The sequence below is a fragment of the Serratia sp. Sp408 genome (assembly GCF_057180665.1).
This window is the reverse complement of the sequence record NZ_JBXUFT010000007.1, coordinates 116,148-131,746: the sequence shown is the minus strand read 5'-3', so window position 1 is coordinate 131,746 and position 15,599 is coordinate 116,148. Positions and strand designations below refer to the sequence as shown.

At 56.7% G+C, this 15,599-nt stretch carries 16 protein-coding genes; 11 read left to right on the top strand and 5 right to left on the bottom strand.

Annotated elements, in window-relative coordinates:
- The first annotated feature begins 103 nt into the window (after nt 1-103).
- The 6 genes from yrfG (at nt 104) to AC2AXP_RS18590 (ending at nt 4,778) form a co-directional block, all read left to right on the top strand.
- Entirely contained in the window at nt 104-784 is a 681-nt protein-coding gene (gene yrfG, locus AC2AXP_RS18615; protein ID WP_004956343.1) for a GMP/IMP nucleotidase, read from the top strand.
- A complete protein-coding gene (gene hslR, locus AC2AXP_RS18610; RefSeq protein ID WP_273871281.1) occupies nt 781-1,188 on the top strand; it encodes a ribosome-associated heat shock protein Hsp15 in 408 nt (135 codons plus the stop codon). The genes yrfG and hslR overlap by 4 nt, the downstream gene beginning before the upstream one ends.
- 26 nt (nt 1,189-1,214) lie before the next feature.
- Nucleotides 1,215-2,096, top strand: a complete 882-nt coding sequence (hslO, locus tag AC2AXP_RS18605; protein WP_004956346.1) for an Hsp33 family molecular chaperone HslO — start codon at nt 1,215-1,217, stop codon at nt 2,094-2,096.
- Between the two features lie 197 nt (nt 2,097-2,293).
- Entirely contained in the window at nt 2,294-3,913 is a 1,620-nt protein-coding gene (gene pckA, locus AC2AXP_RS18600) for a phosphoenolpyruvate carboxykinase (ATP) (protein ID WP_484381862.1), read from the top strand.
- 125 nt (nt 3,914-4,038) lie between these two features.
- Nucleotides 4,039-4,302, top strand: a complete 264-nt coding sequence (locus tag AC2AXP_RS18595) for a FitA-like ribbon-helix-helix domain-containing protein (protein ID WP_039991362.1) — start codon at nt 4,039-4,041, stop codon at nt 4,300-4,302.
- Nucleotides 4,299-4,778, top strand: a complete 480-nt coding sequence (locus tag AC2AXP_RS18590) for a type II toxin-antitoxin system VapC family toxin (RefSeq protein WP_198773705.1) — start codon at nt 4,299-4,301, stop codon at nt 4,776-4,778. The genes AC2AXP_RS18595 and AC2AXP_RS18590 overlap by 4 nt, the downstream gene beginning before the upstream one ends.
- Nucleotides 4,779-4,842: 64 nt before the next feature.
- Here the strand turns inward: AC2AXP_RS18590 and envZ are convergent, their stop codons facing one another.
- The 4 genes from envZ to cbpA all read right to left on the bottom strand — a co-directional run bounded on the left by envZ (nt 4,843) and on the right by cbpA (nt 8,446).
- Nucleotides 4,843-6,213: a two-component system sensor histidine kinase EnvZ gene (gene envZ, locus AC2AXP_RS18585; RefSeq protein ID WP_484381861.1), complete on the bottom strand. Its 1,371-nt coding sequence runs from the start codon at nt 6,211-6,213 to the stop codon at nt 4,843-4,845.
- Complete coding sequence (ompR, locus tag AC2AXP_RS18580; RefSeq protein WP_004709363.1) at nt 6,210-6,929, bottom strand: osmolarity response regulator transcription factor OmpR; 720 nt, start codon at nt 6,927-6,929, stop codon at nt 6,210-6,212. Before ompR ends, envZ begins: the two co-directional genes overlap by 4 nt.
- 258 nt (nt 6,930-7,187) lie before the next feature.
- Complete coding sequence (locus tag AC2AXP_RS18575; RefSeq protein WP_039992458.1) at nt 7,188-7,493, bottom strand: chaperone modulator CbpM; 306 nt, start codon at nt 7,491-7,493, stop codon at nt 7,188-7,190.
- A 5-nt stretch (nt 7,494-7,498) separates the two neighbouring features.
- Nucleotides 7,499-8,446 (bottom strand): curved DNA-binding protein, encoded by a 948-nt coding sequence (gene cbpA, locus AC2AXP_RS18570; protein ID WP_004956353.1) that lies wholly within the window; start codon nt 8,444-8,446, stop codon nt 7,499-7,501.
- Nucleotides 8,447-8,695: 249 nt separating this feature from the next.
- On the opposite strand from cbpA, the gene greB reads away from it, so the two are divergent.
- The 5 genes from greB to AC2AXP_RS18545 all read left to right on the top strand — a co-directional run bounded on the left by greB (nt 8,696) and on the right by AC2AXP_RS18545 (nt 15,074).
- Nucleotides 8,696-9,169, top strand: coding sequence for a transcription elongation factor GreB (gene greB, locus AC2AXP_RS18565; protein ID WP_004956355.1), 474 nt, complete (start codon nt 8,696-8,698; stop codon nt 9,167-9,169).
- A 155-nt stretch (nt 9,170-9,324) separates the two neighbouring features.
- Nucleotides 9,325-11,649, top strand: a complete 2,325-nt coding sequence (locus AC2AXP_RS18560) for a Tex family protein (RefSeq protein WP_088499840.1) — start codon at nt 9,325-9,327, stop codon at nt 11,647-11,649.
- Nucleotides 11,650-12,217: 568 nt separating this feature from the next.
- Nucleotides 12,218-12,442, top strand: coding sequence for a ferrous iron transporter A (gene feoA, locus AC2AXP_RS18555; RefSeq protein ID WP_004956358.1), 225 nt, complete (start codon nt 12,218-12,220; stop codon nt 12,440-12,442).
- Nucleotides 12,443-12,519: 77 nt separating this feature from the next.
- Entirely contained in the window at nt 12,520-14,835 is a 2,316-nt protein-coding gene (feoB, locus tag AC2AXP_RS18550; protein ID WP_039992460.1) for a Fe(2+) transporter permease subunit FeoB, read from the top strand.
- Nucleotides 14,835-15,074, top strand: a complete 240-nt coding sequence (locus AC2AXP_RS18545; protein WP_004956362.1) for a FeoC-like transcriptional regulator — start codon at nt 14,835-14,837, stop codon at nt 15,072-15,074. Before feoB ends, AC2AXP_RS18545 begins: the two co-directional genes overlap by 1 nt.
- A gap of 88 nt (nt 15,075-15,162) precedes the next feature.
- Here the strand turns inward: AC2AXP_RS18545 and AC2AXP_RS18540 are convergent, their stop codons facing one another.
- Nucleotides 15,163-15,444 (bottom strand): YdgH/BhsA/McbA-like domain containing protein, encoded by a 282-nt coding sequence (locus AC2AXP_RS18540; protein WP_004956363.1) that lies wholly within the window; start codon nt 15,442-15,444, stop codon nt 15,163-15,165.
- Nucleotides 15,445-15,599 lie beyond the last annotated feature (155 nt).

Here is a 15,599-nt window from a genome sequence, read left to right as displayed (position 1 = left end):
CAGAGCACGGCCCGTTATCACCTCCCGCCATCCGGTTATGCTACCCTAAGCCTATACCCTGTTTACCCTCTGCAAGCCGTGACGGCTTGCCCCTGGAGAACCGATGATCCCGGACATTGACTGGCGCAATATCGATACCGTTCTGCTGGATATGGACGGCACCCTGCTCGATCTGGAGTTCGACAGCCATTTCTGGCTAACGCTGGTGCCGCAGGCGTTAAGCGTACAACGCGCAATCCCCCTCGAACGGGCGCGTCAGCTGATTGAGGCGGAGTACCTGGCGGTGCAGCACACCATGAACTGGTACTGCTTTGATTACTGGAGCGAACGACTGGAGCTGGATATTTATGCCATGACCAGCGAGGTAGGCTATCGCGCGCGCCTGCGCGATGATACCGAGCCGTTTTTGCAGGCATTGCGCAGCAGCGGCCGCCAAACCATCCTGCTGACCAATGCGCATCCTCACAGCCTGGCGGTAAAAATAGCGCACACCGGGTTGGATCGGCACCTTGATTTATTGCTTTCCACCCACACATTTGGTTATCCGAAGGAAGATCAGCGTCTGTGGCAGGCCGTTCAACAGCAGACCGGTTTCGATGCGCAGCGTACGCTGTTCGTTGATGACGGCGAGCCGATCCTTGATGCCGCCAGCCGCTTTGGCATCCGTTATTGCCTGGGCGTGCAGAATCCGGATTCCAGCACGGCGGAGAAAACCTTCCAGCGCCACCCGTCGATGCGCGATTATCGCCATTTGCTACCGGCGCTGGAACGGGAGCTTTCATGAAGGCAAAAGACACCGCAGACGACGCGGTCCGGCTGGATAAATGGCTGTGGGCCGCGCGCTTTTACAAAACCCGCGCACTGGCACGCGAAATGATCGACGGCGGCAAGGTGCACTATAACGGCCAGCGCAGCAAGCCCAGCAAAATCGTCGAGGTCAATGCCGAGATTAAACTGCGACAGGGCAACGAAGAGCGCACGGTGACAATACGGGCAGTAACCAGCCAACGCCGCAGCGCCAGCGAGGCGCAGCAGCTGTATCAGGAAACCGAAGCCAGCATCGTCAACCGTGAAAAAATGGCGCAGGCGCGCAAAATGAATGCCCTGACCATGCCGCATCCGGATCGCCGTCCGGACAAAAAAGAGCGGCGCGATCTGATTAAATTTAAATTTGGCGAGCCGGAATAAATCCCTCGCCTCAATGAGAGAAAATTATGTCCAACCATGACCAATTACACCGTTACCTGTTCGAAAACTACGCGGTGCGCGGTGAGCTGGTTACGATCAGCGAAACCTATCAGCAGATGCTGGCCAATCATGATTACCCTGCGCCGGTGCAAACCCTGCTGGGCGAGATGCTGGTAGCCACCAGTCTGCTGACCGCCACTCTGAAGTTCGAAGGCGACATCACCGTGCAATTGCAGGGCGACGGTCCGCTGAAACTGGCAGTGATCAACGGCAACAACCAGCAGGAAATGCGCGGCGTTGCGCGCCTGCAGGGTGAAATTGCCGACGACAGCACGTTGCATCAGATGATCGGCAACGGCGTGATGGTCATTACCATTACACCGGCCGAAGGCGAACGCTATCAGGGCATCGTAGCGCTGGAAGGCGCAACGCTGGCGGCCTGCCTGGAAAACTATTTCCAGCAGTCCGAACAGCTGCCTACCCGCCTGTTCATTCGCACCGGCGAAGCCGCGGACAAACCGGCAGCGGGCGGTATGTTACTGCAGGTACTGCCGGCGCAGGACGATAAAAACGCGGACGATTTCGACCATCTGGTGCAGTTGACTCACACCATCAAGAGCGAAGAGTTGTTCACCCTGCCGGCCAACGAGGTGCTGTATCGCCTGTACCATCAGGAAGAAGTGACGCTGTATGAGCCGCAGCCGGTAGTGTTCCGCTGCAGCTGCTCACGCCAACGCTGCGCCGACGCGCTGCTGACCCTGCCGGCAGACGAAGTGGCCGAGATGTTGGAACAGGATGGCAACATCGACATGAACTGTGATTACTGCGGTAGCCACTACCTGTTCACGCCAACCGACGTTGCTGCGCTCTATACCGGCAATACCGATGAAAGCGATCGGTTGCACTAAGTTGCACTCTTGACTGGCGGGCCCATCCGGCGCCCGCCTGCCCACGCCGTTTGCACGCTTGCTTTTTTCCGTGTGCTATCTCTCAGTTCGTAACGAAAAACAGTGTAAATCGTTAAATATTTGATACCTATCGCGGTTAACGCGCTGCGAATCCCTACAATTGGCGCCCAGAAATTCTGTGACCAAGGAGTAGTGACATGCGTGCTAAAGGTATCACCCACCAGGATCTCGCCGCTTATGGAATTCATGACATCGGCGAAATCATCCACAACCCCAGTTATGACCTGCTGTTCGAGGAAGAAACCGATCCTTCCCTGACAGGCTATGAGCGTGGGGTAGTGACCAAACTGGGCGCGGTAGCCGTCGACACCGGGATTTTTACCGGCCGTTCCCCCAAGGATAAATACATTGTTCGTGACGACACCACCCGCGACACCGTGTGGTGGGCCGATCAGGGCAAAGGCAAAAACGACAACAAACCGATGAGCCCGGAAGTATGGGCTTCGCTGAAAACCCTCGTTACCGAACAGCTTTCCGGCAAACGCCTGTTTGTGGTAGATACCTTCTGTGGCGCCAACGCAGATTCCCGCCTGAAAGTCCGCTTCATTACCGAAGTCGCCTGGCAGGCACATTTCGTTAAAAACATGTTCATTCGCCCCAGCGACGACGAGCTGGCAGACTTTGAACCGGACTTCGTGGTGATGAATGGCGCCAAATGCACCAACCCCGATTGGCAGCAGCAGGGGCTGAACTCGGAAAACTTCGTGGCGTTCAACCTGACCGAACGCATGCAGTTGATCGGCGGTACCTGGTACGGCGGCGAAATGAAGAAAGGCATGTTCTCGATCATGAACTACCTGCTGCCGTTAAAGGGCATCGCCTCGATGCACTGCTCGGCCAACGTCGGTGAGCAAGGCGACGTGGCGATCTTCTTCGGGCTGTCCGGCACTGGCAAGACCACGCTGTCTACCGACCCGAAACGCCAACTGATCGGCGATGACGAACACGGTTGGGATGACGACGGGGTATTCAACTTCGAAGGCGGTTGCTACGCCAAGACCATCAAACTGTCTGAACAGGCTGAGCCGGACATTTACCGCGCCATCAAACGTGATGCGCTGTTGGAAAACGTCACCGTACTGGCCGACGGCAGCGTAGACTTCAACGACGGTTCGAAAACCGAAAACACCCGCGTTTCCTATCCGATCTACCACATTCAGAACATCGTCAAGCCGGTATCCAAAGCCGGTCATGCCACCAAGGTGATCTTCCTGACTGCCGACGCCTTCGGCGTGCTGCCGCCGGTATCACGCCTGACCGCCGATCAGACACAGTATCACTTCCTGTCCGGCTTCACCGCCAAGCTGGCAGGCACCGAACGCGGCGTAACCGAGCCAACGCCGACCTTCTCTGCCTGTTTCGGCGCGGCATTCCTGTCGCTGCCCCCAACCCAGTACGCCGAAGTGCTGGTCAAGCGCATGCAGGCCGCCGGCGCCCAGGCCTATCTGGTCAACACCGGCTGGAACGGCAGCGGCAAGCGTATCTCAATTCAGGACACGCGCGGCATTATCGACGCCATTCTTAGCGGCGAGATCGATAACGCTGAAACCATTACCCTGCCGATCTTTGATTTGGCCGTGCCAACCGCGCTGCCAGGCGTCAACCCGGCCATCCTCGACCCACGCGCGACCTATCAGAGCGAAGCGCAATGGGAAGACAAGGCCAAAGATCTGGCGCAGCGCTTTATCACCAATTTCGACAAATATACCGATACCCCAGCCGGTGAAGCGCTGATTGGCGCCGGTCCGAAGCTGTAATTTTCTCGCATTACCTCTTCAATCAAGGCGCGGATCCCGCGCCTTTTTTATTGGCATTGATTGCATTTTAACCGGTGAGGCAAGACAATGCAGCAATGCAATCATTGCTAGCAAAGGAGGTTTTAATGGCAACGATCACCGTCAGGAATCTGGATGATGAAGTCAAAGAGCTGCTGCGTATCTCCGCGGCCAAAAACGGCCATTCCATGGAAGAAGAAGCACGCATGATCCTGAAACAGGCGCTGGTGAAGAAGCCGCCACGCTATGGGTTGGGTACCTGGATGCACCAGCAATTTGCCGAATTCGGTGGCGTTGAGCTGGAGATCCCGCCGCGCGATGCCGAGTCGCCGCGCATAGCCACCTTTGGCGATGAAGACGGCAAAGCATGATTATTCTCGATACCGACGTCATTTCAGAAACGCTGCGCCCTCATCCGCACTATAACGTGATCAATTGGCTAAATGAAAAAGACAATGATGAGCTCTACTTATGCGCCATTGTCCTTGCCGAGCTGTTCAGCGGCGTCGCCTGCCTGCCTGACGGCAAACGACAGCGCACTCTTCAGCTTAAATTGGCCGAGGCGTTGCAGATAAGATTTGATGGGCAAATTTTGCCGTTTGATGCGCTGTGTGCGATGCAGTACGCGCAATTGACCACGAAGAACCGCCTACAGGGCAAGGCGATGAGCATGGCGGACAGCCAGATTGCCGCCATCTGTCTGCAGTATGGCGCTACTCTGGCCACGCGCAATACCAAAGACTTTGCCTATTGCGGCATCGAACTGATCGATCCCTGGCAGGCGACAACCGGCCGCCGCCTGCATGAAGAGGCGGCGGAATACTACGTCATGAGCCGCAAAACCTGAGCGAGAGCCGCGCCGGAGGAAACGGCGCCGCAGTCAGCAGCGCTGCGCTACTACGGCCGTCGCCTCAGGCTTTTTCTTTCGGCGTGGCATGGCCGTTGGCGGCTTCGCGCTTTTCGATTGGCAATGGAATGTAAGCGCGGATACGCAAACCGCCGCGTTCACTGGAGCCGAACTCCAACGCCCCGGCATGACCATCGATAATGCGCTGTACGATAGCCAAGCCCAGGCCAGTGCCGCTGGTACTGCGTGCGCTGTCGCCACGGACAAACGGTTGCAGCAGATGCTTCAGCTCTTCCGGCTTGATACCGGGGCCGTCGTCCTCGACCTGGAACCAGCCGCGTTGCAGTTCGCGTCCGCTGCTGACCTTGATCCAGCCGTTGCCATAGCGAGCCGCATTAATCACCATATTCACTGCGGCACGTTTGATCGACAACGGGTTGACGTTCATCATCAATTCACCCCCCAGCAGTTCTGAATCAATCACGCGTTCGTAGCCGCTTTCCGCCGCCACAACTTCACCCAGAATGGAATTCAGATCGCAAAATTCGGTCTGCATTTCCTGCCCGGTACGCAAATAGTCAATAAACTGCTCGATGATGGCATTGCATTCCTCAATGTCTTTATTGATCGACTCCGCCAGATAGCCATCTTCGGCGCTCATCATTTCGGTTGCCAGACGAATGCGCGTCAGCGGCGTACGCAAATCATGGCTCACGCCGGCCATCAGCAACGTACGATCGTCGGCCAACTGTTTGACGCCGGACGCCATCTGGTTAAACGCCCGCGTTACCGAACGCACCTCGGAAGCGCCATACTCACGCAGCGGCGGTGGAATATTGCCCTTGCCCACCTGCAGTGCAGCATGTTCCAGCTCCACCAACGGTCGGTTCTGAATGCGAATAAACAGCCAGGCGCCGCCTATCGCCAATAGCATAATCGCCAGCGTATAGCGGAACAGCGGCGAAAAATCGCCCTGATGGATTTCGGTCAGCGGTACGCGCACCCAGATATCCGGTGACAGCCAGGTTTTCAGCCACACCACCGGAGAATTCTTGTTCACTTCTACACGCACGTCGGTCGGACCACCCAACTGTTGCGCCATCTGCTGGCTCAGAAACTCGTAGTGCTGCGCCCAGCGCAGACCACTCTCTTCCGCCGCCGCATTGGTATACAGCGAAATGCCCAGTTCGCGATAGATTTCCCGCCGAAACGCCGGCGGTACTTCCAGCAAAGTACCATCTTCCAATTGCAGCCGGTCAGTCATCAACATACGCACTTCGTACGCCAACACCTTATTAAACTGCTGCAAACTGGGCAAAATGGCGAAGTTGAGCACCACCAGATAGGTGGTCACCAGGCTGACGAACAGCAAGGTGACGATCAACAACAGGGTTCGGGCAAACGAGCTACGCGGTGAAAAGCGCAATCGCCTCATGCCTTACTGCCGTCCGGCACAAAGACGTAGCCCAGACCCCAAACGGTCTGAATATAACGTGGGTGCGCCGGATCTTCTTCAACCATGCGCCGTAAGCGGGATATCTGCACGTCGATGGAACGTTCCATCGCGCTGTATTCACGCCCGCGAGCCAGGTTCATCAGCTTATCGCGCGACAACGGCTCGCGTGGGTGGCTTACCAGCGCCTTCAGCACCGCAAATTCGCCGCTGGTCAATGGCATCGGCTCATCTTCACGGAACATTTCGCGCGTACCGAGATTCAGCTTGAACTTGCCGAAGGCGATCACCGCTTCTTCCTGCGAAGGCGCGCCTGGCAGCTCGTTAGCCTGACGGCGCAGCACCGCACGGATGCGCGCCAACAGCTCGCGCGGGTTAAACGGTTTGGGGATGTAGTCATCGGCACCGATTTCCAGCCCGACAATGCGATCGACCTCTTCGCCTTTGGCGGTCACCATGATAATCGGCATCGGGTTGCTCTGGCTGCGCAGGCGGCGGCAAATCGACAGGCCGTCTTCGCCAGGCAGCATCAGGTCCAGCACCATTAAGTGGAAGGATTCCCGTGTCAGCAAGCGATCCATTTGCTCAGCGTTGGCCACGCTGCGAACCTGAAAACCCTGTTCGGTTAAATAGCGTTCTAATAGCGCACGCAGACGCATATCGTCATCGACGACCAGAATCTTATGATTCTCTTGCATTGTATTACTCCCAAAGGCTGTATTGCCTGACGCCAATATTGTTAAAAAACCCTGTCATTTCGGACAGCGATTATTGGTATATATTCTAGACGAAATTGTTACAAAGCTTATTCTTTTGCCCATTTATCAATAATTTTCGCTGAATGTCGATGGCAAGCCGTCAAAATTTCGCCGCTTTTCGGCGCCAGGTGGGACAACGGCCCAATTTAAGGCCATTCTGCCACCGGCGGTAGCGCACGGTGGCAGTGGGGCGCCAGATTATGAGGTGTGCAGGAAACGCGCCAACTGCCGGCGCAGCCGTTGGTTTTCTTTCTGCAGCGCGTCGACCCGATCCAGCAGCGTCAACGCCATGGCGATCCCCGGCCAGTCCAGATCCAGCTCGGCACGCAGCCGCCGTGCGCGCTGCAGATGGCTCAGCGCCGGGTAATCAAACAGCCAGCTCGACGGCGCCGACTCCAGAGGCGCGATCACGCCAAGTTCGACGATCTCGATCAGCTCATCCTGCGAAATATCCACCTGCTGGCACAGTTCTACCACGGTAAAAGTGATCTCTTGTCTCATCATGATGCTTACTCCCATTCCGTGCGAGGGTTGAACGCCGCCTGCTCGGCCAGCTCACGCCACAGGGCGCTGGCTCGTTCATTCGGCTTCGGCGGCATCACTACCTTGAGAATGACATACAGATCGCCGGTCTCTTTCTTGCCGGCCAACCCCTTACCTTTGACCCGCAGCCGTTTGCCGCTCTGGCTGCCGGCGGGAACGGTCAGCGCGATTTTACCGGTCAGCGTCGGCACCTCGATGCTGGTGCCCAATGCCGCTTCCCAGGGTGCCAACGGCGCCACGATATGCAGGTTATGACCATCGACCTCAAACAGCGGATGCGGCGCGAGGCGGATAATCAGATACAGATCGCCGTTCTGGCCACCACCGATGCCGGCAACCCCCTGCCCCTTGAGACGGATACGCTCGCCGTCGCTCATGCCCGCCGGAATTTTCACGTTCAACGTCTTGCCGGCTTCGCTGACCTGCCGTCCCAGTTCGTCGTAGACCGGCAGCGTATAGGAAATCTCCCGGCTCTGATCGTGCAACGTCTCTTCAAGAAACAGCGGCACTTCCATTTCGAGGTCCTGACCACGCAAACCCTGGCCGCCACGCGACGAAGAACGCTGTCCCGCAGCGGTTCGTCCACCGAACATGCTGTCGAAAAACTCGGAAAAGTCTTGCGTCCCGCCGTGCCATGCGGCGTTCTGCTGGCGTTCGCCAGCTCCGCCACGCGCACGCTGGCCAAAGTTCGGGTCGTTGCGATGCAGTCGAATCTGATCGTACTCGGCACGACGCTGTTCATCCTTCAGCACTTCATAGGCTTCGGCCAGCGCCTTGAACTTGCTCTCGGCGTCGTCTTCACTGCTGACGTCAGGATGATATTTACGCGCCAGTCGGCGATAAGCGGTTTTGATGGTTTTCAGATCGGCGCTGGGCTCGACGCCCATCGTCGCGTAATAATCTTTAAATTCCATACGGTAATACCTTCAATGTGATGTGCGCCAAAAATCCTTCTTTCTGCTGCCAGATAGTCCCTCCTTTTCGTCACCTTCCTTCTCCGGTATCGAGGTTAGCGGCGTACCGCTATGCTAAGCATACTCCCGATTGTCAAAAGCTGCGCAGACTGATAAAAACCGTACGACGACACGCAGACTGGCGGCCATTTTTAAAGCCCCTTGCATTCACGTACACTGTGCCGGTGGCTCCCTACAAGATAAATCACCATGAGAACGCAACTGATAACCCGTGAAGGGTATGACAAGCTCAAACAGGAACTGGATTACCTGTGGCGTGAAGAACGCCCGGAGGTCACCAAAAAAGTCACCTGGGCTGCCAGCCTTGGCGATCGCAGTGAAAACGCCGACTACCAGTATAATAAAAAGCGCCTGCGCGAAATCGATCGCCGGGTGCGCTACCTCACCAAGTGCCTGGAACAGCTGAAAATCGTCGATTATTCGCCACAGCAGGAAGGCAAAGTGTTCTTCGGCGCCTGGGTGGAAGTAGAAAATGACGATGGCGATCTCAAGCGTTTTCGTATTGTCGGCTACGACGAGATTTTTGGCCGCAAAGATTACATCTCCATCGACTCACCGATGGCCCGTGCCCTGCTGAAAAAGCAGGTCGGCGACACCGCCATGGTCAACACGCCGGCAGGCGAAGCGCTGTGGTACGTCAACCAGATTGAATACGTTAAATAAGTTTCAGCTTATTCCGAACGGCGAGGATCGCCGGGCAACGCGGCGCTTACGGCGATTGCCCGGCACAACCCTGGCCAGCCGTACTGGCAATTTCCCGGGGCAATACGTATAACTGTCCCCCTGATTATTTACCGTTCCTAACAGATACCAGACATATGAATGACCCACTGAGCCGCATTATTGCAACAGAATTGCAGGCCCGGCCGGAGCAAGTTGACTCCGCCATCCGCCTGTTGGATGAAGGTAATACCGTGCCGTTTATCGCACGCTATCGCAAGGAAGTCACCGGGGGCCTGGACGATACCCAACTGCGCCAGCTGGAAACCCGCCTGGGTTATCTGCGTGAACTGGAAGACCGTCGTCAGACCATCCTCAAGTCGATTGAGGAACAGGGAAAACTCACCGAGCAATTGGCCGGCGCCATCAACGGCACACTCAGCAAGACCGAACTCGAAGACCTGTATCTCCCTTACAAACCCAAACGCCGCACCCGAGGTCAGATCGCCATCGAAGCTGGTCTGGCACCGTTGGCCGACACCCTGTGGGCCGATCCGCAGCAGCAGCCAGAGTCACTGGCCGAACGCTTTGTTGATGCCGACAAGGGCGTGGCGGACGTCAAGGCGGCGCTGGACGGCGCGCGCTACATCCTGATGGAACGCTTTGCCGAAGATGCCGGCCTGCTGGCAAAAGTGCGTGACTATTTATGGAAGCATGCGCATCTGGTGTCCAAGGTCGTGGAAGGCAAAGAGCAGGAAGGCGCCAAATTCCGCGATTACTTCGATCACCACGAGCCGATTTCCCAGGTCCCTTCACACCGCGCGCTGGCGATGTTCCGCGGCCGCAACGAAGGCGTTCTGCAACTGGCCCTGAACCCCGATCCGCAATTTGAGGAAGCGCCGCGCGAAAGCCAGGGCGAACAGATTATTATCCAGCACCTCAGTCTGCGGCTGAACAACGCGCCGGCTGACGCCTGGCGTAAAGCGGTGGTCAACTGGACCTGGCGCATCAAGGTGCTGTTGCATCTGGAAACCGAACTGATGGGTACGGTGCGCGAGCGCGCCGAAGATGAAGCGATCAACGTATTCGCCCGCAATCTGCACGATCTGCTGATGGCTGCGCCAGCCGGCATGCGCGCCACCATGGGTCTCGATCCGGGTCTGCGCACCGGGGTAAAAGTGGCGGTGGTAGACGCCACCGGCAAACTGGTCGCAACCGACACCGTGTATCCGCACACCGGACAGGCCGCCAAGGCCGCCGCCCTGGTCGCCGCGCTGTGCATCAGGCACAACGTGGAACTGGTAGCGATCGGTAACGGTACGGCATCACGCGAAACCGAACGCTTCTTTATCGATCTGCAAAAGCAATTCCCAGAGGTCAAGGCGCAGAAAGTGATCGTCAGCGAAGCCGGCGCCTCGGTGTATTCCGCCTCGGAACTGGCGGCGCTGGAGTTCCCGAACCTCGACGTTTCACTGCGCGGCGCGGTGTCGATCGCACGCCGTCTGCAGGATCCGCTGGCCGAACTGGTGAAGATTGATCCAAAATCCATCGGTGTCGGCCAGTATCAGCATGACGTCAGCCAGAGCCAGTTGGCGAAGAAACTGGATTCGGTGGTCGAGGACTGTGTGAACGCCGTCGGCGTCGATCTGAACACCGCGTCGGTACCGTTGCTGACCCGCGTTGCCGGCCTGACGCGCATGATGGCGCAAAACATCGTGAACTGGCGCGACGAAAACGGCCGTTTCAGCAACCGTGAACAGTTGTTGAAAGTCAGCCGCCTGGGACCAAAAGCGTTTGAACAGTGCGCCGGCTTCCTGCGCATCAACCACGGCGATAACCCGCTGGATGCCTCGACCGTTCACCCAGAAACCTACCCGGTAGTGGAGCGTATTCTGGCCGCCACCCAGCAGGCATTGCAGGATCTGATGGGCAACCCGAGCATGGTTCGCAGCCTGAAAGCCAGCGACTTTACCGACCAGCAGTTCGGCGTACCAACGGTTACCGACATCCTCAAGGAACTGGAAAAACCGGGCCGCGATCCGCGTCCGGAATTCAAGACCGCCACCTTCGCCGACGGTGTGGAAACGCTCAACGACCTGCAACCGGGCATGATTCTGGAAGGTGCCGTCACCAACGTCACCAACTTCGGGGCGTTCGTTGACATCGGCGTCCATCAGGACGGTCTGGTGCACATCTCCTCGCTGGCAGATAAATTCGTTGAAGATCCGCACAGCGTGGTGAAAGCCGGTGATATCGTTAAAGTGAAAGTGATGGAAGTGGACCTGCAGCGCAAGCGCATTGCATTGACCATGCGTCTTGACGAGCAGCCGGGCGAAGGACCCGCGCGCCGCGGCGGTACCCCGCCAGCACGTGACAACGCGACCCGTCCAGCCGCCGGCAAGCCGAAAGCGCGCACCAGTACGCCGGCTGGCAACAGCGCCATGGGCGATGCGCTGGCCGCAGCGTTTGGAAAAAAACGTTAATCCCTGCGGGCGAGGCATCCGCTTCGCCCGTTTTTCACCGGCGTTTTTTGATTTATCGCAATTGTTTGCCATTTTTATTTCAACCGGCGTTTATAAATAACTTACCGGCATCTAGCATTAGATATATTAATTAAACTTTCGCGTTAACATGTTCATTAACATTTAATAGCCGCGGCTATTTTTTGGCAGGTAACACAATCGGTTGGTAGCGTTATTTTACGCAGAGTTTGTTAGCGAAAAATGTGGGTTGTTAGCGGTATGGAAAACTAACGCAAACATATTTATTAAATGATTTCTAAACAGAAAATACTGCCACAATCCATTAACCTATTTAACCTAAACCACGCATTTGCAGCCTATCTTGCTTAGTGGTAATAATAGCAGCCATGTTATTTCCGTAGAAATATGTGTCGATATTTACCAATAGTTACCAATACCCCTATTTTTTGTATTGAATACGATAATCATTCTCACTATTATTCCCTTACGTATTCAACGTAATCCTCGCCCGCCGCAATGGGGGCCATGCACGTAAATAGCCTGATGGCATCGGCTCTAGGAAGGTAATATGCATCTTCTGCCTAAACAGTCTTATAAAATTACCGGCTTCGCCAGCGATATCAGCCCTGCCTATCGCCAGAAACTGCTGTCGCTTGGCATGCTGCCGGGAGCGTCGTTTGAAGTCATACGCATTGCCCCGTTCGGCGACCCCATAGAAATAAAAACCCAACGCGTCAGTCTGGTGCTGCGTAAAAAAGATATCGCCCTGATCGCGTTGGAAGGCCAGCCGTAAGCCTGACCATCCACCCGGGGCCTTTGCCGCGCTGCATTGCGTGGTGCCGATATACTCTATTGAACTCATGTTGAATGATGAAAAAATTAACGATTGGCTTAATAGGTAATCCAAATTCGGGGAAAACCACCCTGTTCAATCAGCTCACCGGGGCACGTCAGCGCGTCGGCAACTGGGCAGGCGTCACGGTTGAGCGTAAAGAGGGGCATTTCACCACGCCGCAGGCGCAGGTCACGCTGGTGGACCTGCCCGGCACCTATTCCCTGACCACCATTTCAGAGCAAACCTCGCTAGACGAACAGATCGCCTGCCATTATATCCTCAGTGGCGATGCCGACGTGTTGATCAACGTGATCGACGCCTCGAACCTTGAACGCAACCTCTACCTGACGCTGCAGCTACTCGAGCTCGGCATTCCGTGCATTGTCGCGCTGAACATGCTGGATATCGCCCACAGCCAGCATATCCAGATCGACGTTGCCACCCTGTCGGCACGCCTCGGCTGCCCGGTGGTGCCGATGGTGTCGACCAAGGCGGACGGGATCGGCGTGCTCAAGCAGATGATTGATAATCATCAAACCAACCAATTGACCGCGCTGGTGGCCTACCCGCCTTTACTGCTCAAGGAAGTCGACACGCTCAGCGCCGCAATGCCTGCCAGCCTGCCGTGCGAACAGCGCCGCTGGCTGGCGCTGCAAATGCTCGAGGGCGATATCTATAGCCACCAGTTGGCGGGCGACGCCCTCCCGCTGTTGCCGGCGGCCAAAACGGCGCTGGAACAGCAGCAGCAGGAAGACCCGGCGCTGGTGATTGCCGATGCGCGCTATCGGTCAATTGCCACCATTTGTGCCGACGCCAGCAACGCACAGCAGGCACAGCCGAACCGGCTGACGGCGATCCTCGATAGCGTGATCCTCAACCGCTGGCTGGGGGTGCCGATCTTCCTGCTGGTGATGTATCTGATGTTCCTGCTGGCCATCAACATCGGCGGCGCGCTGCAACCGATTTTCGATCTCGGTTCCGCCGCGATTTTCATTCAAGGTATTCAGTGGCTCGGCTATACCCTGCACTTCCCGCAGTGGCTGACAATTTTCCTGGCACAGGGCGTCGGCGGCGGTATCAATACGGTACTGCCGCTGGTGCCGCAGATCGGCATGATGTACCTGTTCCTGTCGTTCCTGGAAGATTCCGGCTATATGGCACGGGCGGCGTTTGTGATGGATCGCCTGATGCAGGCGCTTGGCCTGCCTGGCAAATCCTTCGTCCCATTGATCGTCGGCTTTGGTTGCAACGTACCGTCTATCATGGGCGCGCGAACCCTGGACGCGCAGCGTGAACGGCTGATCACCATCATGATGGCACCGTTTATGTCCTGTGGCGCACGGTTGGCGATCTTCGCCGTGTTTGCCGCTGCCTTCTTTGGTCAGGATGGCGCAAGCGTCGTGTTCTCGCTGTATATGCTCGGTATCGTGGTCGCCATTCTGACCGGGCTGGTGCTGAAGTACACCATCATGCGCGGCGAAGCCTCGCCGTTCGTGATGGAATTGCCGGTATACCATGTGCCGCACCTGAAAAGCCTGCTGCTACAAACCTGGCAGCGGCTGAAAGGCTTTGTGCTGCGCGCCGGCAAGGTGATCGTCATTGCCAGCATCTTTATTGGTGGGCTGAACAGTTTCTCCTTCAGCGGCAAACCGGTAGACAGCATCAACGACTCGGCGCTGGCCTCGGTCAGCAAGCTGCTGACACCGTTGCTACAACCGATGGGCGTCCACGCCGACAACTGGCAGGCGACCGTCGGCCTGGTCACCGGCGCGATGGCCAAAGAAGTGGTGGTCGGCACGCTCAATACCCTTTACACCGCCGAACAGATCGCCAATGCGCCTTTTGACGCCGCCGAATTCGACCTGCCGGCAGCGCTGGGCGACGCGCTACACGAGACCTGGCAAGGCCTGAAAGACACTTTCAGCCTGAGCGTCCTGTCCAACCCGATAGAAGCCAGCAAGGGTGATGGCGAAATGAACGCCAGTTCGATGGGCACCATGAGCAGCAAGTTCGGCACCTCGATTTCCGCCTACAGTTACCTGATCTTCGTGCTGCTGTATGTGCCGTGCGTATCGGTGATGGGGGCCATTGCCCGCGAATCCAGCCGTGGCTGGATGACATTTTCGATACTGTGGGGGCTGAACGTCGCCTACTCGCTGGCCACGCTGTTTTATCAGGCCGTCACCTTCCAGCAACATCCGCAGTACAGCCTGATCTGCATACTGGTGGTACTGGTGTTTAACGCGCTGGTTCTGTTGGGGCTGCGCAAGGCGCGCAACCGTGTCACGGTGCGCCTGCATCGCGCTACGCCGACCGGCTGCTGCCAAAGCCCACAGGGAGAGTGTCACTGATGGCCAGCCTGCTGCAGTTACGTGATGCGTTGGCGCTGAACGGCAGCCTGCAGGCGCAGCAGCTTAGCCGTCAGTTGGCGACGCCGTTGCCGCTGGTGCAGGCGATGCTGGAACGTTTGGCCGCGATGGGCAAAATAGAGTGCATTGAACAGGACGACAGCGCCTGCCTGAGCGGCAGTTGCAAACATTGCCCGGAAAGCCGTAAGTGCAATACCGTACTTTATCGGCTGAAACAGTAAATACGTGCCGGCCAGAAACCCACCGTGTGGCGTGTGGGCGGCCGCATAAAATCAGAGGCGCTGTTCAGCGCCTCTTTTATCGACTTTATTACTTGTCTTTATACACTTCAGCAGTAGCGCTGAATTTGCCGTGCTCGCGCCCGGCGATAACTACGTAATACTGCCCGCCTTTTTCATCGGCCAGTTTGGACAGTTCCTGTTTGGCATCCATCGGCGACGTGGTTTCTGCCGTGGTGCTCACCGTGCCGACTTTCTCGTATTTGCCCGGATCTTTTGCCAAATCTTCTTTGGTTAATTCCGTTGCCGCCATGGTGCCAAAAGAAACGGAACCGACAACTAACGCTGCAACGATCATCTTCAATGATTTCATGACTCAACCTCTCAATGGATAATTTATATGTTTTGAAAGCCGTCAAGATTAAATACGCGTAGTTTCAGGTTGCTGCGCTACCCATGAACCTCGTTGCTTTCCCTGACGAGGTTCATCCCAGAGACGGCACGCCAAAGTGAAAAGACCGGGATACG

Excerpts from the sequence above, each read along its gene's own strand:
- AC2AXP_RS18545 (WP_004956362.1), top strand. The coding sequence starts at position 14,835 with ATGGCCAGCCTGCTGCAGTTACGTGATGCGTTGGCGCTGAACGGCAGC.
- feoB (WP_039992460.1), top strand. The coding sequence starts at position 12,520 with ATGAAAAAATTAACGATTGGCTTAATAGGTAATCCAAATTCGGGGAAA.
- envZ (WP_484381861.1), bottom strand. The coding sequence starts at position 6,213 with ATGAGGCGATTGCGCTTTTCACCGCGTAGCTCGTTTGCCCGAACCCTG.
- feoA (WP_004956358.1), top strand. The coding sequence starts at position 12,218 with ATGCATCTTCTGCCTAAACAGTCTTATAAAATTACCGGCTTCGCCAGC.
- yrfG (WP_004956343.1), top strand. The coding sequence starts at position 104 with ATGATCCCGGACATTGACTGGCGCAATATCGATACCGTTCTGCTGGAT.
- AC2AXP_RS18540 (WP_004956363.1), bottom strand. The coding sequence starts at position 15,444 with ATGAAATCATTGAAGATGATCGTTGCAGCGTTAGTTGTCGGTTCCGTT.
- AC2AXP_RS18560 (WP_088499840.1), top strand. The coding sequence starts at position 9,325 with ATGAATGACCCACTGAGCCGCATTATTGCAACAGAATTGCAGGCCCGG.
- ompR (WP_004709363.1), bottom strand. The coding sequence starts at position 6,929 with ATGCAAGAGAATCATAAGATTCTGGTCGTCGATGACGATATGCGTCTG.
- AC2AXP_RS18590 (WP_198773705.1), top strand. The coding sequence starts at position 4,299 with ATGATTATTCTCGATACCGACGTCATTTCAGAAACGCTGCGCCCTCAT.
- AC2AXP_RS18575 (WP_039992458.1), bottom strand. The coding sequence starts at position 7,493 with ATGATGAGACAAGAGATCACTTTTACCGTGGTAGAACTGTGCCAGCAG.
- hslR (WP_273871281.1), top strand. The coding sequence starts at position 781 with ATGAAGGCAAAAGACACCGCAGACGACGCGGTCCGGCTGGATAAATGG.
- AC2AXP_RS18595 (WP_039991362.1), top strand. The coding sequence starts at position 4,039 with ATGGCAACGATCACCGTCAGGAATCTGGATGATGAAGTCAAAGAGCTG.
- greB (WP_004956355.1), top strand. The coding sequence starts at position 8,696 with ATGAGAACGCAACTGATAACCCGTGAAGGGTATGACAAGCTCAAACAG.
- hslO (WP_004956346.1), top strand. The coding sequence starts at position 1,215 with ATGTCCAACCATGACCAATTACACCGTTACCTGTTCGAAAACTACGCG.
- pckA (WP_484381862.1), top strand. The coding sequence starts at position 2,294 with ATGCGTGCTAAAGGTATCACCCACCAGGATCTCGCCGCTTATGGAATT.
- cbpA (WP_004956353.1), bottom strand. The coding sequence starts at position 8,446 with ATGGAATTTAAAGATTATTACGCGACGATGGGCGTCGAGCCCAGCGCC.